The organism is Paenibacillus glycanilyticus (assembly GCF_030161375.1).
In the GTDB taxonomy this organism is placed as follows: Bacteria; Bacillota; Bacilli; order Paenibacillales; family Paenibacillaceae; genus Pristimantibacillus; species Pristimantibacillus glycanilyticus_B.
The window spans coordinates 12,529-36,190 of sequence record NZ_BSSQ01000025.1; the positions used below are offsets into that span (position 1 = coordinate 12,529).

A 23,662-nucleotide genomic window follows, 5' to 3' on the forward strand; every position below is an offset into this window, starting at 1 on the left:
TAGTGGCTCGAATTGTTACTTAGAACGGGACTTGTATCTTATCTTAAAGAAAGTTACTCTATTTGGAAATAGATCCTTCTCCGTAGGAGGTGTTGAAAAATATGTCCCCATCTGCAATACCTATTCGTTCATTAGAATTAAACCGTGCTTTATTAGCCAGACAAATGCTGCTCTCCCGATCCGACAAACCGGTTATCGATACATTGGAGTGGTTCCTCGGATTGCAGGCACAAGCTCCAAACGCTCCATATTATGCGCTTTGGACAAGACTTCAGGGCTTTGAGCAATCGCAATTGTCCAAGCTGATCTTGGATCGCCGGGCAGTGAGAATCGCTCTTATGCGATCCACTCTCCATCTTGTTTCCGCCAAAGATTGTTTGTTATTAAGACCTTGGGTTCAGCCAGTACAAGAACGTGCGCTTATAGGCAATTTCGGAAAGCGTCTTGCGTCTGTCGACAGGAATGCTTTAAGCATAGAAGGCAGAACACTTGTGGAGGAACAACCTCTTACATTCAGCGAGATCGGCAAACAATTAGCACTGAAATGGACGGAATCCGATCCTGAAGCACTGGCGGCTGCAATACGCACCTTTGTCCCGCTTATCCAAGTGCCGCCGCGCGGAATATGGGGAGAAAGCGGTCAAGCCAGCCACACTTCCGTAGAAGCGTGGCTGGGACAATTTCCTGAAGATCAGCTGGACATTGATACGCTTGTATTTCGGTACCTCGCTGCTTACGGACCTGCTTCCGTTAAGGATATGCAGGCATGGTCTGGTGTAACCCGCCTGAAAGATTCGTTTGATAAGGTTAGAAACCGCCTTGTTGTCTTCAAAGACGAGAATGGCTATGAATTATTTGACCTGCCTGAAGCCCCTCGTCCAGAACCCGGAATTACTCCGCCAGCGCGTTTCCTTGGTGAATTTGATCAACTTCTTCTCGGCATATCCGATCGGTCACGGATTATGGACATTTCGTACGGCAAACGAATTTTCACGGCAAACGGGATACTCCGTTCAACCATTCTTCTAAACGGCTATATCGAAGGATTATGGTCTATCGAGCGAAATGGCAAACGCGCAAGTCTTGTGATTGATCCTTTCAGACCTTTAACAGAAGACGAAAGGAAGGAATTACGTGTAGAGGGAGAACAACTTCTCATCTTCGCGGCACCTGGACTTGTTCATGACATCTGCTTCAAAACGTAAAACAGGGCATGGTTCTAAACGAACCATACCCTGTTTCTTAATTAATTAACGGCGGCGGCCGTAGCTTTGCTCATTCCAGCGCAGCTCTTGGCGGAACTGGCGGATCGTTGTGTTGTTGTCGATGACAACAACTTCGATGCCGAGCATGTCTGCCCAGTCAACGAGCTGGTCGGTCGTTACAACGTACGACAGTACCGTGTGATGCGCACCGCCTGCGTAGATCCAAGCTTCCGCTGCATCGCGAAGCGATGGACGCGGCTTCCACAATACGCGGGCTACCGGCAACTTCGGCATATCCTGCTCTACCTTAACGCCGTCTACTTCGCTAATGATGAGGCGGAAACGGTTGCCGATATCAACGAGGGAAGCATTAACCGCTTCGCCTGCTTGACCGTCGAAAATAATCCGTGCTGGATCGGCTTTGCCGCCGATGCCAAGCGGATGAACTTCAATGCGCGGCTTGCTCTCCGCAATCGTTGGACATACCTCAAGCATATGGGCGCCAAGAATCATTTCGTTGCCGTCTTCCAGATGATACGTATAGTCTTCCATGAAGGACGTGCCGATATTGCCAGCCATCAGCTTCATAATGCGTGTCAATGCGGCTGTCTTCCAGTCGCCTTCGCCGCCGAAGCCATAACCTTGCTCCATCAGGCGTTGAACGGCCAGACCCGGAAGCTGCTTCATGCCGTGCAAATCTTCGAAGGTCGTCGTGAAAGCCGTATAACCGCCAGCTTGCAAGAAACGTTTCATGCCAAGCTCGATTCTCGCCTGCTCTTGGATCGCAGCCCAGGAATCGCTATTATCGCGAACGCCGCTTGCAATCTCATAACGTTCGCTATACTCATTGAGCAATGCTTGCACTTCAGCGTCGCTTACTTCATTCATGCTGGCAACCAGATCGCCGATGCCATATCCGTCAATTTGCCAGCCAAGCTGGATTTGCGCTTCAACTTTATCGCCTTCGGTAACGGCTACTTGACGCATATTATCGCCGAATCTTGCGATCTTGAGCGATTTGCTTTCCATATACGCCGCGGCCGAATTCATCCATGCGCCAACGCGGGATTGAACTTCTTCATTCTCCCAATGGCCGGTAACGACTTTGCGGTCGAGTCCAAGGCGGGCAAAAATATGGCCAAACTCCCGGTCGCCGTGAGCGGACTGATTCGTATTCATGAAGTCCATGTCGATCGAATCCCAAGGGATATCGCGATTATATTGCGTATGGAGATGAAGAAGCGGCTTACGAAGCTCGGATAGCCCTCTAATCCACATTTTTGCCGGAGAGAACGTATGCATCCACGCAATAACGCCCGCACAGTTTGAATCCGCTTTCGCTTCAAGACAAACTTTGTAGATCTCTTCCGGCGTAGTTACTACCGGCTTGTATACAATTTCAAAAGATATATTCGAGGATTCATTTAAACCTGCTGTAATCGCTTGCGAATGAACGGCTACTTCCTCGAGCGTCTCGGGACCGTACAAATGTTGACTGCCAGTTACAAACCAAAATTGATAGGGTTGAATAGATAACACAATAATTCCTCCTAGCTGGAATGAATTTGTACGTACATCATCGACGTTTAAAATAAAAATAGAGGTTAGGTTGTACGTACAACCTAACCTCTATACTACTCCGAACATGACTGAATTTCAATATGCATTTATAGATTTTATTGCAATTACAATTTATCCATTCGATATGTATATCCACAGAACTTGCATTTAAATAAAACGCCGTCTTCCCCTACGATATAGGTCAACCGGTCATCGTCCTCTAGCTCAATAAATTCCCGCCCTGTTTCATCGCGGTCTCCCGTTGCGAACAGCCCTGTTTTATTGCCGCATTCGCATTCAAACGTTAATACCATTTCCCAATCACCTCTAGAACTAAATTTTTCCCATTTTATTAGTAACTTTCTCATATTAAGCTTGACAATGATACGATTCGTATCATAAATTACTAGTAGTGAGTGTAACATATCGCCAAATTGATTACCAATGTGAGGAGCGAATGACCTTGACGATGGGAGATCGCCTTAAGGAGCTGCGCCAAAAGCGAAGCTTATCGCAAGAAATAGTTGCACAATCCATCGGCATAACGCGATCCGCTTACAGCCACTACGAAATCAACAACCGGCAGCCCGTGTATGAGACTTTGATCAAACTAGCCGCTTTTTTTGAAGTCACCACGGATTTTATTATCGACGGTGATACGCGCGGCAACGATGCCCAAGTTTCAGCAGACACGATCGAGATCATCCGTCTGCTTAATAAGATGGACGACGACAAACGCAAGGAATCCATCGACAAGATGCTCGAAGCGATTCGAGAGTCTTAGTTAGCCGCTGTCCGCAGGACTAGCGGCTGCTAGGCCTCTTTCCCCTTGTAAACGCCGCTACCACCATGCACACGACAATCCCCCCGGCTGCATACCCCCCTATAATATCAGTAGCATAATGAACGCTGAAATACAGGCGGGAAGCCCCCATAAGAATGATAAGTGCAGCAGCTGCGATGGATACGATCCATTTAACCGGACGGCTAATGCTGTTGTCTGTTACAATCCAAATTGCCGCCAGTGCATACATGACCAAAGCAAGCATGGCATTGCCGCTCGGAAAGCTGGAGCCGTCCGCTTCAATTCCCCATGCGCCTACCGGTCTTGCCCGATCAAAGCCGGACTTGATAAACGTGTTGACTAGGTATGCCCCGGCAACGCCCGAAATTAGCAGCACCGCGCGTCTCCACCCCTGTTTCCAGGCGAGCCAGCCGGCCAATACAAGCGTTATCGCAATAATGCCCACCGTTGAGCCTAGCGTTGTCATAGCTTTGAACAGATCGGTTAACGTTCCGTTATGTATGCTTGCGAACCAATCCGAAACCGATACATCAAGCTGTGACGCATGTGTGCGGTCAGCCAACACGGCTGCCAGTATAAATGCAAGCAGACTTACCGTTAAACCTATCAGCGATGATTTTCGAATTATTATTCCCTCCTAAAAAGAATTGGCGCGCTCTTTGCGGCAATTCTTGCTTCGTAAGCATGAACTTAAAGAATTGGCGCGCCTTTTGCGGCAATTCTTGCCTCGTAAGCATAAACCTAAAAAGAATTGGCGCGCGCCCTTTGCGACAATTCTTGCTTCGTAAGCATGAACTTAAAAAATTGGCGCGCCTTTTTGCGGCAATTCTTGCCTCGTAAGCATCATCTTAATTGCTTCATCTTGCGCGCTTCGTTATAATAGTCGAAGACTTCATTATAATACAACGAAAATTATACACCAGGGAAGGATCACTATAACATGTATGTAGCAGATAAATGGGTAGATTATGAAGTAATCGATACGGGCGCGGGAGACAAGCTCGAGCGTTGGGGGCAATACATTCTCCGCCGTCCGGACCCGCAGATTATTTGGCCAATCGCAGACGAAACGGGAGCTTGGAAAAAAGCCGACGGCCATTATCACCGCAGCTCCTCGGGAGGCGGCCAATGGCAATTCAAATCCAGCCTGCCTGAACGCTGGACAATCTCCTACGGAGAACTGAAATTCCACATCAAACCTACGAGTTTCAAGCATACCGGCCTGTTCCCGGAGCAAGCGGTGAACTGGAGCTGGATGATGGATAAAATCCGCAATGCCGGACGTCCGATCCGCGTGCTTAACCTGTTCGCCTACTCCGGCGGCGCCACGGTCGCTGCTGCTGCAGCCGGCGCTGATGTCGTTCATGTAGACGCCTCTAAAGGCATGGTACAGTGGGCGAAAGAAAACGCGCAATTGTCCGGCCTCGAAAGCGCTCCTATTCGTTACATTACGGACGACGTATTCAAATTCGTGCAACGCGAGCAACGCCGCGGCCGCCAATATGACGCCATCATTATGGACCCGCCTTCTTACGGCCGGGGACCTAACGGAGAAACCTGGAAGCTCGAAGAAAACCTGTATCCGTTCCTTGAGTTCTGTACAACGATTCTGTCTGACAATCCGTTGTTCATGCTCATTAACTCCTATACGACAGGCCTTTCTCCAAGCGTCCTGCACAATCTTCTCCATACAACGATGAAGAAGAAATACGGCGGAGTTATCAATTGCGGCGAGATCGGCTTGCCGATTACGGAATCGGGCCTTAACCTGCCATGCGGTATTCTAGGACGTTGGGAGTCGGAATAATGGCTGCTCCAAAGGAATCTAACAGCCCGGCCATTCCTGTGCTGTATGAAGATAACCATATCATTGCGGTAGTCAAGCTCCCCGGTATTCCATCCCAAGAGGATGAGACCGGGGATCCCGATATGCTGACTTTAATCAAACAGGATTTGAAAATCCGCCACAACAAGCCGGGGAACGTATTCCTCGGCCTTGTTCATCGTCTGGACAGACCGGTTGGAGGAGCGATGTTGTTCGCCAAAACCTCCAAAGCCGCATCACGTCTGTCTGAAGCCGTTCGCAGCCGTACGTTTGGCAAAACGTATATTTGCGTTGTTCACGGCAAGCCGGCGAAACCGCAGGACCGGCTTCGTCATTACATATGGAAAGACGCCAAGCGCAATCAGGTTACCGTGTACAATAAACCTGAAGGCGATGCGAAAGAAGCGATTCTGGAATATAAGGTATGCGCAGAGGCAGGAGGATACTCTCTGATCGCCGTGAAGCTCCATACCGGAAGATCGCATCAGATCCGTGCCCAGATGGCGCATATCGGCTGTCCGCTTGTTGCAGACCGCAAATACGGCGCGCCTAACACTTCAACCGTATCCGATATCGCCTTATGGTCGACATCCGTCGAAGCGCCTCATCCGGTTACAAAAGAACGGCAAACCTTTCGGTCCGTTCCATTCGGCTCGCCTGCCTGGTCCTGGTGGACCAATGACCAATTGGAGCTGGCATCCACTACTTTTCTAACTTAAAGGAGGGATTCGCCCTTCATGCGCAGAATGCGAAGCAAGAAGCGCTTGACTATTCATTTTACGCTTTTATTGCTGGCAGTGGCCGGCCTTCTTGCCATTATTACTTCTACGATGATGCAGGATTCCAATCAAACGACGGATACCGCTTCAAGAACGCCAGAGCCTTCGCCGACGATTCAGCCGGCAACGCCGACGCCAACGCTTGCTCCAACGCCTAGCCCAACGCCAACTCCGGTGCCCACGCCCCAATTCGATGAAGCGGTATGGATGGCTGTCGGTGACATTATGATGCACAAGCCGGAGCTGCCAGGCGCCTACGACAGCAAGACAAAAAAGTATAACTTTAACTATTTCTTTAAAGAAGTGAAGCCGATCCTTGAACAAGGCGATTGGGTAATGGCTAACCTGGAGACGCCCGTTGCAGGTCCCTCTTATGGTTATACCGGTTATCCGAGCTTTAACGCCCCGGTAGAGCTGCTGGATGCCCTGCAATACGCCGGGTTCAACATCTTAACCAACGCGAACAATCATTCACTCGACAAAGGCGATAAAGGGCTTATGCTCACCTTAAAGCACCTGAAAGAGTACCCTTTCGTACTCAAAGGAACGGCAGAATCCCAGGAAGAAGCAGACGCGCCCGTCATTGTCGAGCATAACGGAATCAAGATGGGATTGCTCGCCTATACGTACGGCACTAACGGAATTCCGCTACCCAAGGGCAAACCTTATGCCGTCTCTCTTATCGACGAGAACAAAATGATAAACGACATTCATCACCTGAAGGCGATTGGAGCGGATTTCGTAACCGTCGCCCTTCACTTTGGAATTGAGTACCAAACTACGCCAAACGATGAGCAAAAGAAGCTGGCCCGCAAACTTGTTGCCGAAGGAGCGGACATTATTGCAGGCGCTCACCCGCATGTCATTCAGCCTTATGAAGTATTGGATACAACGGATGCTTCCGGGCATCAACGACAAGGACTTATTATTTATTCTATGGGCAACTTCATCTCCGCCCAACGCGGCGATACCAAGGACTACGGCGTCATCTTTAAAGTGAAGGTAAGAAAAAATAAATCCGACGGCTCAATTGAGCTATCGGATATTGAAGCCACTCCAACCTATGTACAACGGTACCAGCCGGACAATTATTACCGATTCCGCATCCTGCCGGTTGAACAGACCATTAAGGCCGCGAGCGACAGCTTGCTGACGGAGGAAGATTACAGCTCCATGAAACAAACGATTAAAGTTCTTCGCAATCGTCTAAGAGCGATGTTGCACCCAGATCCGCAGTAAGCGAATATGGTAATAGATTCATAGATTTAAGCGTTAGCTACTTTGCCCAGCAGATACACAAGCAGCTGCTGGTTATGGGAAGATATACGGTCCAGCGAGTCGCCGATTAACTTCGAGCGAACCTCAGTTCCTCGCTGGGCTTCATCTTTTCCTTTCCCCGTTACAGATACCCATACAATTCTGCGGTCCTGATTATCTCTTGTACGTACAATTAACTCGTTACGCTCCATGCGGTCTAGCAATGTCGTAATCGCAGCAGGAGTTGTTGCCAGGTATTGCAGTAATTCAGAAGGCTTCATCGGCTCATGCTGCATCAAAATATCGAGTACATTCAATTGACCTTCCGTCAGAGGCGCAAGCCCCTCTTCCAAACTATCTTTCCAATCTCTTGTCATCTTCATCCACAGCCGAGTAAATTCTTCAGAAACCATATGAGCACCCGCTTCCTGTCCAATTTTCTCATTTATACCAATTATAGCATTCACCCATGTCGAATAAAAGGTTAACCCAATTAATAATTTGAGTCATTAATCGCTATAAAGTCGAACATTATGACAGAAGTAGACATACAATGGGCATAGGCGCCTCAACTATTCGTCGAAACGATGCGTGAAGGAGTGATCCGCATGGATGACCAGAAAGCAGAAATCATTCGCAAGATAAAAGCCTACGGCATCATAAAAGACCCACAATGGCTCGACCGCCCGGATGAGCTGGTGCCAATGTGGGTCATGTTAGATGCCATCGTCCGGTTAATTGAACGGTTTGATCCGCCTAACCGGCCTTATGACTGAGGAGATATGACGGGCCGAACAAAGATCGTAGTAATGACATCGTTCTTCTCAACCGGAATAAGAATTCGTCCAATGGACTTCCGGTCTTCAATCGGTGCTTTCTCCGTAGAGGCTTCAAGCTGAGCGCCTTGGGATGTAAGCGCTATAATGCCTAACTCTTCCTTGCAATATAGAGCTACGACAAGCGCAGAACCGTTTGGCTTCACGCGTTTGCCTTCCTTGAACTCGAAGGTTTGAACCCCTTTGCCGCCTCTGCCTTGCAGCGGATAATCCAGCAGCAGCGTCCGTTTGGCATAACCCAAATCGGTTACGACCAGCACTTCACCTTCATCATCGGCAACCAAATCCGCCGCGATCAGATCATCATCTTCTCTAAGCTGCATGCCGCGTACGCCGGCAGCGACACGTCCCATAGCATTAACGTCCTGCTCGTTGAACCGGATACTCATGCCAAGCTTGCTTACCAGCAGCAACTGCTTCGTGCTGTCGCTGAGCATTACCCGGATGACCTCGTCACCGTCCGCTACCTTGGCCGCGGCAATTGCGGTAGAACGGGTGGTCATATATTCCTTAAGCTCCGTGCGTTTCACTTGAGCGCGTTTCGTAACGAAGAGAAGCGATACGCCTGCTTGGTTAAAGTCCTTGACGGGAATAACCGATATGATGGAATCATCCTTCGGGATCGGTACGATATTAACGACGGCCGTACCCGTATCCTTCCACTTGAATTCCGGAATTTGATGCACAGGCAGCATGTAATATTGTCCTTTACGGGTGAAGAGAAGCAAATTATCGATCGTATTCACTTCATGCACGCTGCTGATCGCATCGCCTTCCTTCACGCCTGCCGTCTGCAGATCACCGCCCGAACGGGTGAAGGACAACAGGCTTGTCCGCTTCATGTAACCCTCTTCGCTAAGCGTTACAATGACGTCTTCCGATTGAACCATAACCTCCAGGTTAACCTTCAGCTCTTCCACTTCGCCTCGGATCGCCGAACGGCGGTCGATGCCGAACTTCTCGCGGATTTCCGTGAGCTCATCCTTGATTACTCCAAGAAGTTTTTTCTCGCTTTCCAGAATCGAGCGCAAGTATGCAATACGCTTCTGCGTTTCTTTCCATTCCTTCTCGAGCGACGTAATCTCAAGATTCGTCAAACGGTACAATTGAAGGGTCAGAATCGCATCGGCCTGCCGCTCGCTGAAGCCGTATTTCGCTACGAGGTTATTTTGAGCGTCGGCACGGTTCTTGGAAGCCTTGATCGTCGCGATAACTTCGTCAAGAATATTAAGCGCCTTTACGAGGCCTTCTACGACATGCGCACGCTCTTCCGCTTTCTCCAGCTCGTATTTGGTGCGGTGCGTCACAACTTCCTTCTGGTGGTCGATGTACGCGGTTAGAATCTGTTTGATGCCAAGCTGCTGCGGCGCTTTGTTAACGATCGCAACCATATTGAAGTTATAAGTCACTTGCAGATCGGTTTTCTTCAGCAAATAAGCCAGAATGCCGTTTGCGTCCGCGTCTTTCTTCAACTCAACTACGATGCGCAGACCGTTGCGGCCGCTTTCGTCGCGAACTTCGGAAATCCCCTCAACCTTTTTCTCCAGACGGATATTTTCCATCGCGCTAACGAGACGGGATTTGACGACCTGATACGGAATTTCCGTAATCGTAATCTGCTGGCGGCCGCCGCGTACATCTTCGATTTCTACCTTGGAGCGGATATAAATCCGGCCTTTGCCGGTTGTATAGGCTTCACGGATTCCTTCCTCGCCCATAATGATGCCGCCTGTCGGGAAGTCCGGGCCCTTCACGATGCCCATCAGCTCTTCAACCGTTATCTCCGGCCGGGCCATCATCGCTACGCAAGCGTCAATCGTCTCGCGGAGACTATGCGGCGGAATTTCCGTTGCAAAACCGGCCGAAATCCCGCTTGTGCCATTCACCAGCAGGTTCGGATAACGCGCTGGCAATACGACAGGCTCTTTGGTCGTATTATCAAAATTGTCTTTAAATTGTACCGTACGTTTATCGATATCGCGCAAAATCTCCATGGCGATTGGCGACAAACGCGCTTCGGTATAACGCATTGCCGCTGCCGGGTCATCATCCATCGAACCCCAGTTGCCGTGTCCATCGATCAGCACATGGCCCATCTTCCAAGGCTGCGCCATGCGCACCATGCCCTCATAGATCGAAGAGTCGCCGTGCGGATGGTAGTTACCCATTACGTCCCCGACGGTCTTTGCTGATTTGCGGTATGGCTTGTCGGGAGTATTGTTAGAATCGTACATCGCATACAATATGCGGCGCTGAACGGGCTTAAGCCCGTCTCTTACATCAGGAATAGCGCGGTCCTGAATAATATATTTGGAATACCGGCCGAATCGGTCCCCAACGACCTCTTCCAAATAAGCCGGTAAAAACTGTTCCAGCATCCCCATGCCGTGACCTCCTATTCTACGTATTCTGTGAAGTCCACGTTCTCGATAATCCAGCGCTTGCGCGGATCTACCTTATCGCCCATCAACGCGGATACGCGGCGCTCTGCTTTGGCCGCGTCCTCGATCTGCACCTGCAGAAGAGTCCGGGTTTCCGGATCCATCGTGGTCTCCCACAGCTGGTCAGGATTCATCTCGCCAAGTCCTTTGTAGCGCTGCAGTTCAAAATTCTTGCCGAATTCCTTCAAATAATTTTGCAGCTGTTCATCTGTCCAAGCATAACGGACCGTCTCGAGCTTCCCGGATTTGCGTGTAATTTTGTATAAAGGCGGTTGAGCGATGTATACACGCCCGGTATCAATGAGAGGCTTCATATACCGGTAGAAGAACGTCAGCAAGAGCACTTGAATGTGTGCGCCGTCCGTATCCGCATCGGTCATAATAATGATTTTGTTGTAATTGCATTCATCCGCGTCAAACTCCGGACCGACGCCAGCGCCAATCGCGCTGATAATCGCTTTATATTCTTCATTCTTCAGAATATCATGCAGCTTAGCTTTCTCCGGGTTCATCGGCTTGCCCTTCAGCGGCAGGATCGCCTGATGCTTCGAATCCCGGCCTTGCTTCGCCGAACCGCCCGCGGAATCCCCTTCGACGATAAACAGCTCGTTCTTCGAGAAATCCTTCGATTGCGCGGGAGTCAGCTTGCCGTTCAGATTGGAGCTTTCGCTCTTCTTCTTGCCGCTGCGGATCTCTTCGCGTGCTTTGCGGGCCGCCTCTCTTGCTCTGGAGGCTTGTACCGCTTTTTTCAGAAGCATTTGCGCCACTTGCGGGTTTTCCTCAAGAAATACCTGCATTTTGTCGGAGACCACGGCGTCCACGGCGCCCCTTGCCGATGCGCTGCCCAATTGGTCCTTTGTCTGGCCGACGAATTCCACTTCGGACATCTTGATGTTAATAACCGACATCATGCCCTCGCGCAGATCATTGCCTTCGAGATTCTTATCTTTCTCCTTCAAAAGACCAGCCTTGCGCGCATATTCGTTCATAACCCGGGTATAAGCGGTTTTGAAACCCGTCTCATGCGTACCGCCGCCACGCGTCGGGATGGAGTTAACGAACGAGGCAATCGTTTCCGTATACCCATCATTGTATTGGAGGGCAACTTCCACTTCAATCTCGTCTTTCTCGCCGAGAAAATGAACGACCTCATGAAGGACGGTCTTATCGTCATTCAAATATTGGACGAATTGGCGCGCGCCACCTTCATAGTGGAACACATCCTCTTTGCCGCTGCGGTCATCCTTGATTGTAACCTTGAGGCCGGAGTTCAGGAACGCAATTTCCTGCAGCCGCTCGGCCAGCGTATCGTAGTTAAGCGATGTACCGCCTTGGAAGACGCGTCCGTCAGGCTTGAACGTGACCTTCGTGCCGGTCCGGTGCGTATTCCCGGTCACGACAAGACCGGTTACGGGTTCGCCGACATGCTCTTTGCCGTTGTCGTCCACCCAATATTCGAAGCGCATCTTGTGTATTTTCCCGTCACGGAAAATCTCCACTTCCAGCCATTCGGACAACGCGTTCGTAACGGAAGCGCCTACGCCGTGCAGACCGCCCGATTTCTTGTATCCCCCGCCGCCAAACTTACCGCCGGCATGCAAGATGGTGTAAACAACCTGCGGTGTTGGAATTCCTGTCTTATGCATCCCTGTCGGAATGCCGCGCCCGTTATCCTGCACGGTAACCGCGCCATTCTTGTGCAGCGTTACGTCGATCGCCGTACAAAATTTCGCCAAATGCTCGTCTACGGCATTATCGACGATTTCCCAGACCAGATGATGGAGGCCTGAGCTGCTCGTGCTGCCTATGTACATGCCTGGCCGCTTTCGTACAGCGGTTAAGCCTTCGAGCACTTGTATATCATCGGCCTCATAATTCCGATCCGGGGCCGCTGTTTTTGCGAAAAGATCAACTTGCTCTGCCATGGGTATGCCTCCTAAATTTTGCGAAGCTTCACGTTTCCATATCTTCAAGCTATTTTAATTCAACTTATCCCGATTAGTAAAGACACGTATAATAATGTCAGTCATATCGCCCTAATCAATATCGGTCAAAGCGCTCAATGGATTAACAGAATAACATAAATTCGCGTCCCACGCTAAATTATTCATTCACGTAATGAACAATTTCCATTCATTCCGCGCAAAAAACGAGCGGCTTCGCCTTGCTGTATCACAAGGGAAGCCGCTGCCATAGTTGACCGATTAGTCGTACTGAATCCGCAGGGATTCTGCCGCTTGACGAGCCAGATCGCGCGCCTCGTCCGTATTGCCGGCCGTGCATAACGCAACAGCCATCCGACGTCCAACTTTGGTCTCCGGTTTGCCGAATACGCGAACTTGCGTATTTGGCAAGGAAAGCGCCTCTTCAAGCCCTCCGACACGGAAGGATGCCGATTCCCGGTCAGCCTTCAGCGTATGGGTTGCGCCTGGCGACAGAAGCCTAATCGTTGGAATCGGGAAGCCAAGGATCGCGCGGACATGCAGCGCAAACTCGGACAAATCCTGAGTCGCCATCGTCACCATTCCGGTATCGTGAGGACGCGGAGATACTTCGCTGAACAAGACGCCGTCTTGCGTAATAAACAACTCTACGCCGTACAAGCCGTAACCGCCAAGCTCGTCTGTAATGCGAAGGGCAATCTCTTCGGCTTGCTTGATTTGCTCCACCGTCATGGCATGAGGCTGCCAGGACTCGATATAGTCCCCATCCTTCTGAACGTGGCCGATTGGCGCGCAGAAGCTTGTCCCGGACACCGAACGGATCGTCAGAAGCGTAATTTCGGATTCAAACGTAATAAAGCCTTCTACGATAATGCGTGCTTTCTTGGCGCGTCCGCCTTCCATCGCATAGTTCCAGCACTTCTCGATATCTTCTTCGGTACGGCATACGCTTTGTCCTTTACCGGAAGAACTCATAATGGGTTTGATAACGCAAGGAAGACCAATTTCCTTAACCGCTACCTTCAATTCGTCAAGCGAATCCGCGAACTGGTATGGAGCCGTCGGCAAACCAAGCGTCTCGGCGGCAAGCCGGCGAATGCCTTCGCGGTCCATTGTCAGACGAGCCGCGCGCGCCGTCGGAATGACATTAAAGCCTTCTTGTTCAAGCTCCAGTAACGTTTCGGTTGCAATCGCTTCGATCTCGGGTACGATAAAGTCCGGCTTCTCGTCTTCAATAATTTTTCGAATCGCAGCTCCGTCAAGCATATCGGTAACATGGCAACGATGGGCAACCTGCATCGCCGGCGCATTCGCATATCTGTCAACCGCAATGGTCTCTACGCCAAGGCGCTGCGCCTCAAGAGCAACCTCCTTGCCAAGCTCGCCCGAGCCAAGCAGCAGAAGTTTGCGTGCATTCGTTGTCAATGGTGATCCATACATAATAAAAAAGAACCTCCCGGAAGAATCCAGCAGCGCGCGGATGAAGGTATGAACATCCTTCGCGGGCTGGTTTATTTTTCTTCCATTGTGGAGGTTCTTTGGGCAAAAATCAATACTAGGCCGACAAGAATCGATATTGAGCTTCGATCAGACCGTTATAAACGCCGTTTTGCCGGATTAATTGTTCATGGTTTCCTTGCTCGACAATCCGTCCATGATCCAGCACGATAATCTCGTCGGCATGGCGAATCGTGGACAAGCGGTGAGCGATCATGAAGGACGTACGGCCTTTCAGCAGCGTCTTGAGCGCCTCCTGGATCTTCAGCTCTGTTTCGGTATCAATACTTGCCGTCGCTTCATCCAGAATGAGAACTTTAGGATCCGCAAGCAACGCGCGGGCAAAGGATAACAGCTGGCGCTGCCCCATGGACAGGACATTCCCCCGCTCCTCGACTTCCGTATCGTAGCCGTCAGGCAGCGACATGATGAAATCATGCGCGTTGACCGCTTTTGCGGCTTCCACGATTTCATTGTCCGTAGCGTTCAATCGGCCGTACCGGATATTGTCGCGAATGGTGCCGGCAAATATAAACGTATCCTGCATAACAAGGCCAACTTGCGAGCGCAAGCTGTCCAGCGTCACATTCCGGATATCTACGCCGTCAATCTTAACGCTGCCGAGTACCGGATCATAGAACCGGCAGAGCAGGTTAATGATCGTGCTTTTGCCCGAGCCGGTATGGCCGACTAGCGCAATGGACTGACCTGCTTTCACGTCTATGCTGATGCCGTGCAGCGCGGGCCTACCCTTCTCGTATTCAAACACGATATTGTCGAACTGCACATTGCCCTTTATGCTCGCAAGCGGTCTAGCGCTGTGGAGTTCGGCAACCGTCGGCTCCTCGTCGATAAACTCGAAGATACGTTCGGAGGAAGCCATGGCAACGAGCAGCTGGTTATACACTTGGCCAAGACGGTTGATCGGGTCCCAGAAGTTGCCGACATAGTTGGCGAACCCGACCAGCAACCCTACCGTGATCTCTTGATGTTCAATGAGATAGGAACCGTACCAGAACAGAATAAACGTACCGACCGCCGACGTTATTTCAATAATTGGTCCAAACGCTTGGTTAAGCGCTGAAGCTTTGTTCCAAGCTTTAACGTTCACTGCGTTCATGTTCTCGAAGAAACTCATGTTTTCTTTTTCCTGCACGTACGCCTGCGTAATCTTCATCCCTTGAATGCTCTCATTCAGGTGGGAGTTAATTCGCGACTGCTTCTTCCGGACATCCTGCCATGCGAAGCGGATCCGTTTGCGCAGGGTAGTGGACACAAGGAACATAATTGGAACCGTGATCATGACCGCGAGGCCAAGCTTGAAGTTCCAGAACAGCAGGATAATAATGATGCCTACAAGCTGTACGCAATCCATCAAAGAGTTGACGACGCCGTTCGTGAACAAGTCCTGCAAGGCGTTAACGTCATTCGTCACGCGGACCAGCACGGAACCGGCAGGACGTTTGTCGTAGAAACGGAACGACAGCTTCTGAATATGCTGAAATAGATGATGGCGGAGATCATAAATTACCTTTTGCCCGATAATATTCGTGTATTTGATCCGGTATTGGTTGGATGCCCATTGAATAATGAACAGCGCAACCATAACGCCGGCGATCAAATACAGCTTGCCGTAACTCGGATCGCCTTCAGGCGGCTGAATCGCATGGTCAATCGCTAGAATCGTAAGCGCCGGAATCGTTAGCCGCGTAATCGTGCCGATAATCATCGCGATAATAACAGGCGTAAGCTGGCGCGTATACGGCTTCATATAATAGAACAAGCGGCGCATCTGCGACCAGTTAAACGGTTTTTCGATCGCGTCGTCGTCCTGGTAAATAAACCGTTCTTTTTTATCGCTTGCGTTGTTAATTCGATCTCTTAGGTCTTTATTGTTACTACTCACTGAACAACGCTCCTTTTCCGCTCCGGCTGCGAAGAATCTAGGTTTGCGAGCGGCCGATCCGCATACTGGATATTGTACGTCTCGCGGTATGGACCATGCTGGGCGATCAGCTCGTTATGCGTGCCGCGCTGCACGATATGGCCTTTGTCCAGTACGATAATTTCGTCGGCATGGCGAAGGGACGAGATACGATGCGCAATAATAAACGTCGTGCGCCCTGCCATCAGCTCCTTGAAGCCTGCTTGAATCTCGTGTTCCGTCTCCATGTCTACCGCGCTTGTCGCATCGTCCAGAATAAGAATGCGAGGATTGCGTATTAGAGCGCGCGCTATGGCAATCCGCTGCTTCTGGCCGCCGGATAAGCCCATCCCTCTTTCCCCTACAATCGTTTCATACCCTTCAGGCAACTCCATGATGAAATCATGCGCTTTCGCGAGTTTGGCCGCCCGAATGATCTGTTCATCCGTTACATCCCTTTCGCCATAGGCGATGTTCGTCTTGATCGAGGCCGAGAACAGGAACGTTTCCTGGAATACCGGAGCGATCTGGCTGCGCAAGCTTTGTACGTCCAGATTCTGGACATCGACGCCGTCGAGCGTAACGGACCCCGTCTTCACGTTATAAGCGCGCATCAGGAGCTGAATGATCGTTGATTTGCCCGAGCCTGTAGCCCCGAGAAGTCCCACTACTTTGCCTGGCGCCGCATCGATCGTAATATTGGATACCGCAGGCGCATTGTCCGGGTAGTTAAAAGTTACGTTATTGAAGCGAACATGCCCTCTAACCATTTCTTTATCGAACTCAACCGCATTCTCAATGCTCTGCACATGGATATGGGTATTAAGCAGTTCCATAACCCGCTCGCCAGAGGCTTTCGATTGGGTATAGTTATTGATATGGAACCCAATCCCCCACATCGGACCGATGATATACCAGATCATGCTGAAAAAGGCCACGAGTTCCCCAAGCGTTAATGAACCGCGAATAACGAGCGTACCGCCTGCCACCAGCAAGATAACGACGCTCAAGTTGGCGAGAAGTTCCATCGAAGGGAAAAACTTTGCCCAGATCGAAGATGCGCCAATCTGATTCGCCTGGAATTGCTCATTGCGTTTAGCAAACTTATCTACTTCATAAGGTTCGCGGGCAAACGATTTGACCGTCCTTACGCCCGTAATATTTTCTTGCACGGCTGTCGTCAGATTGCTCATCGCCTGCCGCATTTCGCGGAAGGCCGGATGGATGCGTTTCTCAAACCGAATAGCCGTAAAAGCGAGGAATGGAATCGTAACTAACGTAATGAGCGTCAGCTTCCAGTCAATAGACAACATCATGGCGCCGCCGAACAGAATCATTAAGCCTACGTTCAGGAGTTGCGCAAAGCCAAAACCGATAAACTGCCGGATCGCTTCCAGATCTGCTGTTAATCTGGACATCAAATCGCCTGTTTTCGCTTTATCGTAATATTGGAAAGAAAGCGTTTGAAGTTTCTCGTAACAAGCGTTGCGAAGCCGGAAGGTAACCCGGTTGCCGAGACGTCCGCCGAAAAATCCATGCAGAAATTGCATGAACCCTTTTAAAGAAACAACCCCTACCACGGCAAGCGCAAGCATAGGTACTTTGTCAAAGTCTTTTGGCTTAATGACATCGTCAATCAGATAACGCAGCAAATTCGGGTAAACCAGGCCAAGCGCTGTCGCAAACATCAGACAGATGATTGATGATAGCAAATACCTCCGCTCAACCCAATAAAACCTTTTCAGTTGCCTAAAGACGTCCAAAAAAATCCATCTCCCCGTTCTCTAGTTTAAAAATCCTCTGGATTGAAACGCGTTCTGCCGCGAAAATACGGCGTTTTTCGTTTCACCCGGTTATGTGATGAATATTAGCAGTAACGGCAAGAACCGCGCAAACAGTAGATAATCACGAATATTTAGCTGAAACAGCCGATTATGGCGAATTAGAAAATTTTAACGGGGTATCCTCCTAAATAGTCCATAATCATCCCCGATGTGTGGCAATTCCTCCATTTTTGCACAGAAACACACAGGTATATGTAAAAGGGGTAACTTTTTATAAAAAATAAAAACGTCCGTTCTTCTGGAATGGACGTTTTATTATGAGATAAACAAGCCGTGGGCAGCAACGAAACAACACCTCGGCATCCCCATATGTAGGAATCATCATTGCACGCATCATTAGCGCCTCCTTGTTTACTTAAGCTATCTTTCATTATGAAAAAAACAAAGGAAGGCAGCCAGTTAGCGGTTATACAGGTACCGATAGTAACAGGATCCCGGGCATGATCGGAGTTAGCAATAATTTAATTGCATATATTGTAAAATGAACCATGTGTCATTATAATAAATGACACATGGTTCATTTTTTATTGCGAAAAGGATGTGTAGGATGTCTCCTAAAATATCGAATGATCAAAAAGAGCAGCGCAGACTTCAAATTCTTGAAGCCGGCAAACGGGTATTCACGGCAAAGGGATACGCGGAAGCGACGCTTAAGGACATTGTGGAAGAGACCGGCATGAGCCGGGGCTGGATTTATCTGTATTTCCAGACTAAAGAAGAGATCTTCGAGGCTTTATTGGATTACCAGGACGCCGAATATGACAATCAGCTTCAAATAACGTTACGTAATCAATCTCGCGTTTGGGAAGTGATCCGCGGCAATTTTTTGCAATTGCAAGAAGAGTTGTGCACGGGGCTTGGACAAAGCTTTTATCCGGCTTTTTACGAATATTTCCTGACCGGCTCTAGGGATGGCGCAAGAAAATCTATGCTACTAAAACGCTATGAGGATGGCATTAACCGCTTCTCGGAATTGCTGCAGCGCGGAATTGATCAAGATGAGTTCAAGCCGCAAATGCCGGTGCGGGACATTGCCAGGATAATTGCTTCTTATCAAGAAGGCATCGTTACGCATTCCGTTGCGGTAGGCACGGAAACGGCAAATTCACAGGTTCAAATCCAGGCCTTGCTTGATTATTTGAAACAGCTGTTGAACTTGGAGTCAGAAGAATAACCGTGTATCGGATCGGAGGTCCTTTATTATGCTTGCCTTACTAGGCAATTTGGCATTCAGGCGATTATTCGCAGCTTCAGTCGCCTCCCAGCTCGGTACAGTCATCGGCAATATGGCATTTGCTTATTATCTTGTAGACCGCTTTGCTTCGCGGCCATCGTTAGCCTCCGTAGCAGAACTCATGTATTCTTTGCCAACGCTTGTTGTGTTCTGGATTGTAGGCGTTATCGCCGACCGATTCGACCGCAAACATATCGCTGCTTACAGCGATTGGATCCGGGCCTTGCTGACAATGCTCCTTCTGATAGGTATCCATTATGATTTCTTATCGCTTTGTTTTGCTTTGTTGTTCCTTAGGAGCGCGGTTTCGAGATTGTTTGGACCTGCGGAGATGGGACTTGTGCAAGGAAGCTTACTCCCTGCGCAATACGTGCAGGCTGCGGGATTTAATCAAATGGTCAACGCGTTATTTATGCTTTTTGGGCTCAGCTTAGGCGCCGCGGCATACTATTGGCTTGGCATTACAGGCGCGCTCCTGATTGATGCGATAAGTTTTGTTATCTCGGGGTTGCTTATATCCACGGGTCGTTATCCGGAAGCAGCGCGTATCCCTAATGGCAAAAGCCGGCTCAAAGAACTCAAAACCTCTCTAATATGGAGTGATCTTAGGCAAGGATTTCAATATATTTATCGAAATAAGCTCCTCTTTCATTTGTTGCACGCCTTCTTTTTCTTTGGCATCGTTAACGGCACATTCGCCGTCCTCCCCATCTTTGTCATGAAATATAAGCTAAGTCCCGACAACTACTTGGTCCATTCCTCTCTCATCATGGTTTTTCTTGGCGTTGGGTTCATGGCCGGAAGTTTGATGGCTCCTTTTCTAATCCAGAAATTTTCTAAAACAAATGTGCTCATTGCAGGTTTTTTTATTGCGAGCATGCTAACGTTTGCTATTGGTTCGGTCTCATCCGTGCCTCTTTACCTTGGCTTGATTTTGCTGATTGGCGTTATCCTTGCTCCGGCCAATATCGTAATCGGCGGCTGGATGCCAGACATTGTTATACCGCAGTATATGGGCAAAGTTAATGCGCTCACAGACCCTCTCATGATGCTTGGTCATTCTCTGGCGCTTGGATTTGTTGCGCTGGCATTTCCAAGCTGGATCTCCATAACTTGGCTTCACTACATGCTCGGGATTTGCATGTTTGGCGTAAGTATTTATTATTTTGCGAGATTGCCTCGCCTAATTGCAGGTCGGAAGCAAGAGCGGAGTGATGGAGTGAGCGGGTAGATGCGCGGGCACTCCGTGCGCCATTATCATGCACACCGTAGCATTGTAAGGCTGAAAACAGCCTTACGGTCCACTTTTGATAACATTGCAATTGCGAGTTCGAAGATTGACTGTGCCATGTTTTTCAAGTTTCCTCGAAGCTATAAGCCATGACAGCAATAGGAACAATAAGACAAAAACAGGAGGTTTTGTCTTGTCCAAATGGTTGATGCACGTATTAGTACTATTGACGCTTTGCTTGAACTTTGACAGCCTGGGAGTATTGAAACAAAAATCGGATTGTTCAGTACCGGCAGCTTGTTCAGATGTATTTGAAATACACGCTGCGAATGCAGTTATTAAACCGGAACAAGATTCCAGGGAGTTGCAGTTGCAGGATATGCTTGTGCTGCAATTACTGCCAAAAATGCATGATAAATTGACCGAAGCTTATTCGGATGTCTTAACCGGTACACCTGATATTTACCCTTATTATGTTGATGTAATAGAGACGGAACGATTGAACGGTTTTAGAGGTTTCGACCTGCGAATTACCCTTCAGGCGGTACCAACTGTAGGTCCTCATATTCCGGTAGGCGAAGATCGGTTTACCTTTCAAATCTCCCCCATTGTTGGTGTAAAGCTGCTGGAATTCAAACATTTAAAAGGACCAAAGAAGGAAGATTTCCCTCCTAATTATCAAGATATTCTGAGATGAATTTGCGCAACAATTCCTGACCTTAGCGCGTTAACGTTGCAAGGGGGGATATTATGTTAAGGGTTTTGATGATTATTAGCGTTGCCTTTCTGTTTTTGGCGGGATGCGCGAAGGAAAAACAGGCTGCTCAAATGCCGGATGAAATGCCGGAGGATTTCGGATTTTCGGTTAGCTTCGGATACGGGGAAGTCAACAAAAACGAGATTAACACTTATAACAACACCGTTACAAAAGATCTCATAACAAAGGGAACGGCTACGGCGGACCTGTCATTCAGCAAGGAGGAGCTTCGGGCGATTTATGGCAAAATGAAAGACTTAAACATACTGAAAGCCAAACAATTTCCGGAACGCGGAAATTGCTCGCAAACTCCGAGCAATACGGACAGCTGGAACGTTACCGTGAATGGCGTGTCCAAAACCTTAGAATGGACGAACGAATATTGCGAGATGACACAAGATGCCGAGCAATTAAAGGAGCTGCGAAGTTATATCCAGCAGATCGTCGAAGACAAACAATCCTATAAAGCTCTGCCATCTGCTGAAGGCGGTTATGATTGATTACTGCAGCTACAAGCATAAAAGCCCGCAACGGCTTCATTCAAGCCATTGCGGGCATTAACATGATAAATGCGATAAGCGTTAGGCAAGTGCTGCCGATTGCAGCTCCGAAATTTGGTCATGCAGCTTCTGAAGCTGTCCGGTGTCGGCTTCGTCCGATAACGACGACTGCATCCCCGCCACATAGTTCGACAGATCCTCAGCCAGACCTTTGCCAGTCTCCTCGGCACATTGTCTCCACAAACCAGTATACAGACCCGACCAGCTATCGATATGCTCATTCATCCAACCTTGGAGCGCAGGCGAAATCGCTTCCTCCAGCTCCTTGCGAAGTGCTGCCTTGCCTTCCCCCTCAAAGAAATGGCGCGGCGATTTGAATCGGCCCCATAACCATTTGGCGTCAATACCGGTCATTTGCCATTCGGCCACGGCATCCGGCGTTGGAAGATCCTTCGCTGTATATGCCGGACTGTTATATCCTTCGATCAATAATCCCATCTGCTCGGTGAGCGACGTATACAGCTTCTTCAACAGGCTGTTTACCTTCCGGTCAAGACGCAGCGTAGTTGCCTGCAGTTCTTGAGAAAGCTCGGTTTGTACTTGGCGTTGAAGTTCAAGCCAAGCGGTCCAGATCATTTTGCGCAAATCACGGCCATCATCCTGCAAGGTAGAAGGATTAAAGGCATAATTGTAAAACTCGCCGAAACGAAGCTGAATCCGCTGCACAACATAATACAGAAGCTCGCTTAGCTCTTGCTGCAGCTGCGCCGGCGGATCATTCTCCTGGAAGTTGCGGATCGAAGCGGTTGCTTCAACCAGTAGCTTGCCGAGACGTTCGCTTTCTGCCTGTCGGGATGCGGCATCGCCTGCAGCGCTCTTCAGCCAACCTGCGACTGTTGAGGCAGCTCTGGTAATCTCCTGCTCAGCCGCGTCAATCGCCAGCTTGCCGAGATCCTTTTGCACGAATCCAAGGAACGATTGCTCGAATGCCTCAATCCCGGATTGCTGAAGCAGCTCCCCGTTCCCATCCATCTTCGCATCCAGTCCTTGCAGGCTGGATACCGGGAACAATCGCGGATTACGAATGCCGTGTTGAAGCAGGTTCGTCTCCACATGGCTTAACACGCCTTCAAGCTCCTCCTCATCCGCGGCAAGATCCGCCGCATTGACGAGGAAGAACATTTTATCCAGCTCGAATTGATCCTTCACGCGTCCAAGCTGCATCAGGAACTGACGGTCCGCTTGCGAGAAGGCATGGTTATAGTAAGTCACGAACAAGACAGCGTCCGCGTTCTTGATGTAATTAAACGCTACTCCGGTATGGCGGGCATTAACGGAATCTGCCCCCGGCGTATCGACAAGCACAATCCCTTGACGCGTCAACGGGCAGTCGTAATGCAGCTCGATCTCTCTAACGAAGCAAGAACGGGACTCCTCGGCTACAAATTTCTCGTATTCGGCTTGCGATACGGAGATTTGCGTGCCAAGCAGCGCTTCATGCGCCTCCCAGCCTTTGCGTGCCGCGCGGAGGAAGCTGTAATGCGGCCGGCCGCCGGCATGGATGACATCCGGGGTTAACATGTCGATTGCGAGCATAATCGCCGATGCGTTCGGAAGCGCGCTTTCGGAAGCATCCTCGCCGAGAAGAGCTAGCGAGTAGCGCAGGTCTTCGATAATGGCGTCATAGGATTTCATGACGACAAGAGCAGTGCCATGCTCGTGCTCAGCCGTTGGCGGCACGAGGCGGTTAATCGCTGCGGTTGTCGGGTTCGGCGACACCGGCAGCACCGGCTCGCCGAGCAACGCGTTCGCGAGCGAGGATTTGCCCGCGCTGAAGGCTCCGAACAGCGCGATGGTAAACCGGCTGTCTCGCAGCCGGGTCGCTTTATCGCGCATAGCGTCCGCGCTGGCGGTCAGCGGCGCGTAAGGCGCCAGCAGCGCAGCCGCGTGCTCGAGCCGCGTCGCGGCGCCGTGCTGCTGCGCGAGCGCTTCGCCGCCGGCGAGCGCGGCGCCGGCTTGCGGCC

General features: G+C 49.9%; 20 protein-coding genes. 10 read left to right on the forward strand and 10 right to left on the reverse strand.

Annotated elements, in window-relative coordinates:
* Positions 1-101: 101 nt before the first annotated feature.
* The gene (locus QQK89_RS26875; RefSeq protein ID WP_284241857.1) at positions 102-1,205 is read left to right on the forward strand and encodes a winged helix DNA-binding domain-containing protein; all 1,104 of its coding nucleotides are present in this window, start codon (positions 102-104) and stop codon (positions 1,203-1,205) included.
* Positions 1,206-1,250: 45 nt separating this feature from the next.
* On the opposite strand, the gene araA is transcribed toward QQK89_RS26875, so the two are convergent.
* Together araA and QQK89_RS26885 are read right to left on the reverse strand one after the other, a co-directional pair.
* Positions 1,251-2,744: an L-arabinose isomerase gene (araA, locus tag QQK89_RS26880; RefSeq protein ID WP_284241858.1), complete on the reverse strand. Its 1,494-nt coding sequence runs from the start codon at positions 2,742-2,744 to the stop codon at positions 1,251-1,253.
* Positions 2,745-2,890: 146 nt separating this feature from the next.
* Positions 2,891-3,079 (reverse strand): hypothetical protein, encoded by a 189-nt coding sequence (locus tag QQK89_RS26885; RefSeq protein ID WP_284241859.1) that lies wholly within the window; start codon positions 3,077-3,079, stop codon positions 2,891-2,893.
* Between the two features lie 155 nt (positions 3,080-3,234).
* Here QQK89_RS26885 and QQK89_RS26890 point away from each other — a divergent pair, with 155 nt between their 5' ends.
* Positions 3,235-3,549 carry a helix-turn-helix domain-containing protein gene (locus QQK89_RS26890; RefSeq protein ID WP_284241878.1) on the forward strand — a complete coding sequence of 105 codons (315 nt, stop codon included), beginning with the start codon at positions 3,235-3,237 and terminating at the stop codon, positions 3,547-3,549.
* A gap of 19 nt (positions 3,550-3,568) precedes the next feature.
* On the opposite strand, the gene QQK89_RS26895 is transcribed toward QQK89_RS26890, so the two are convergent.
* Positions 3,569-4,132 carry a phosphatase PAP2 family protein gene (locus tag QQK89_RS26895; protein ID WP_284241860.1) on the reverse strand — a complete coding sequence of 188 codons (564 nt, stop codon included), beginning with the start codon at positions 4,130-4,132 and terminating at the stop codon, positions 3,569-3,571.
* Positions 4,133-4,510: 378 nt separating this feature from the next.
* Here QQK89_RS26895 and QQK89_RS26900 point away from each other — a divergent pair, with 378 nt between their 5' ends.
* Genes QQK89_RS26900 through QQK89_RS26910 form a run of 3 tightly spaced genes read left to right on the forward strand, consistent with a single transcriptional unit; the run spans position 4,511 to position 7,413 of the window.
* On the forward strand, positions 4,511-5,377 hold the full coding sequence (locus QQK89_RS26900) for a class I SAM-dependent methyltransferase (protein WP_284241862.1): 867 nt from the start codon (positions 4,511-4,513) through the stop codon (positions 5,375-5,377).
* On the forward strand, positions 5,377-6,114 hold the full coding sequence (locus tag QQK89_RS26905) for an RluA family pseudouridine synthase (RefSeq protein WP_284241863.1): 738 nt from the start codon (positions 5,377-5,379) through the stop codon (positions 6,112-6,114). Before QQK89_RS26900 ends, QQK89_RS26905 begins: the two co-directional genes overlap by 1 nt.
* An 18-nt stretch (positions 6,115-6,132) precedes the next feature.
* Positions 6,133-7,413: a CapA family protein gene (locus tag QQK89_RS26910; protein ID WP_284241864.1), complete on the forward strand. Its 1,281-nt coding sequence runs from the start codon at positions 6,133-6,135 to the stop codon at positions 7,411-7,413.
* A 26-nt stretch (positions 7,414-7,439) separates the two neighbouring features.
* On the opposite strand, the gene QQK89_RS26915 is transcribed toward QQK89_RS26910, so the two are convergent.
* Positions 7,440-7,844 (reverse strand): MarR family winged helix-turn-helix transcriptional regulator, encoded by a 405-nt coding sequence (locus QQK89_RS26915; RefSeq protein WP_284241865.1) that lies wholly within the window; start codon positions 7,842-7,844, stop codon positions 7,440-7,442.
* Positions 7,845-8,039: 195 nt separating this feature from the next.
* Here QQK89_RS26915 and QQK89_RS26920 point away from each other — a divergent pair, with 195 nt between their 5' ends.
* Positions 8,040-8,207 (forward strand): hypothetical protein, encoded by a 168-nt coding sequence (locus tag QQK89_RS26920; RefSeq protein WP_284241866.1) that lies wholly within the window; start codon positions 8,040-8,042, stop codon positions 8,205-8,207.
* On the opposite strand, the gene parC is transcribed toward QQK89_RS26920, so the two are convergent.
* The 5 genes from parC to QQK89_RS26945 form a co-directional block, all read right to left on the reverse strand.
* Positions 8,198-10,651, reverse strand: a complete 2,454-nt coding sequence (gene parC, locus QQK89_RS26925) for a DNA topoisomerase IV subunit A (protein WP_284241867.1) — start codon at positions 10,649-10,651, stop codon at positions 8,198-8,200. The two genes, QQK89_RS26920 and parC, sit on opposite strands and share 10 nt — an antisense overlap.
* Before the next feature lie 11 nt (positions 10,652-10,662).
* Positions 10,663-12,633 carry a DNA topoisomerase IV subunit B gene (gene parE, locus QQK89_RS26930; protein ID WP_284241868.1) on the reverse strand — a complete coding sequence of 657 codons (1,971 nt, stop codon included), beginning with the start codon at positions 12,631-12,633 and terminating at the stop codon, positions 10,663-10,665.
* 279 nt (positions 12,634-12,912) lie between these two features.
* Positions 12,913-14,091, reverse strand: coding sequence for a formate-dependent phosphoribosylglycinamide formyltransferase (gene purT / locus QQK89_RS26935; protein ID WP_284241869.1), 1,179 nt, complete (start codon positions 14,089-14,091; stop codon positions 12,913-12,915).
* Positions 14,092-14,206: 115 nt separating this feature from the next.
* The gene (locus tag QQK89_RS26940) at positions 14,207-16,054 is read right to left on the reverse strand and encodes an ABC transporter ATP-binding protein (RefSeq protein WP_284241870.1); all 1,848 of its coding nucleotides are present in this window, start codon (positions 16,052-16,054) and stop codon (positions 14,207-14,209) included.
* Positions 16,051-17,835 (reverse strand): ABC transporter ATP-binding protein, encoded by a 1,785-nt coding sequence (locus QQK89_RS26945; protein WP_284241871.1) that lies wholly within the window; start codon positions 17,833-17,835, stop codon positions 16,051-16,053. Before QQK89_RS26945 ends, QQK89_RS26940 begins: the two co-directional genes overlap by 4 nt.
* A gap of 628 nt (positions 17,836-18,463) precedes the next feature.
* Here QQK89_RS26945 and QQK89_RS26950 point away from each other — a divergent pair.
* From QQK89_RS26950 to QQK89_RS26965, 4 genes are all read left to right on the forward strand, one after another.
* Positions 18,464-19,090 carry a TetR family transcriptional regulator gene (locus QQK89_RS26950; RefSeq protein ID WP_284241872.1) on the forward strand — a complete coding sequence of 209 codons (627 nt, stop codon included), beginning with the start codon at positions 18,464-18,466 and terminating at the stop codon, positions 19,088-19,090.
* A 28-nt stretch (positions 19,091-19,118) separates the two neighbouring features.
* Entirely contained in the window at positions 19,119-20,381 is a 1,263-nt protein-coding gene (locus tag QQK89_RS26955) for an MFS transporter (protein ID WP_284241873.1), read from the forward strand.
* A 193-nt stretch (positions 20,382-20,574) separates the two neighbouring features.
* Positions 20,575-21,078, forward strand: a complete 504-nt coding sequence (locus tag QQK89_RS26960) for a DUF3888 domain-containing protein (RefSeq protein WP_284241874.1) — start codon at positions 20,575-20,577, stop codon at positions 21,076-21,078.
* A gap of 53 nt (positions 21,079-21,131) precedes the next feature.
* Complete coding sequence (locus tag QQK89_RS26965) at positions 21,132-21,638, forward strand: hypothetical protein (RefSeq protein ID WP_284241875.1); 507 nt, start codon at positions 21,132-21,134, stop codon at positions 21,636-21,638.
* Positions 21,639-21,719: 81 nt separating this feature from the next.
* On the opposite strand, the gene QQK89_RS26970 is transcribed toward QQK89_RS26965, so the two are convergent.
* The coding region (locus QQK89_RS26970; protein ID WP_284241876.1) for a dynamin family protein at positions 21,720-23,662 on the reverse strand (1,943 nt) is incomplete at its 5' end.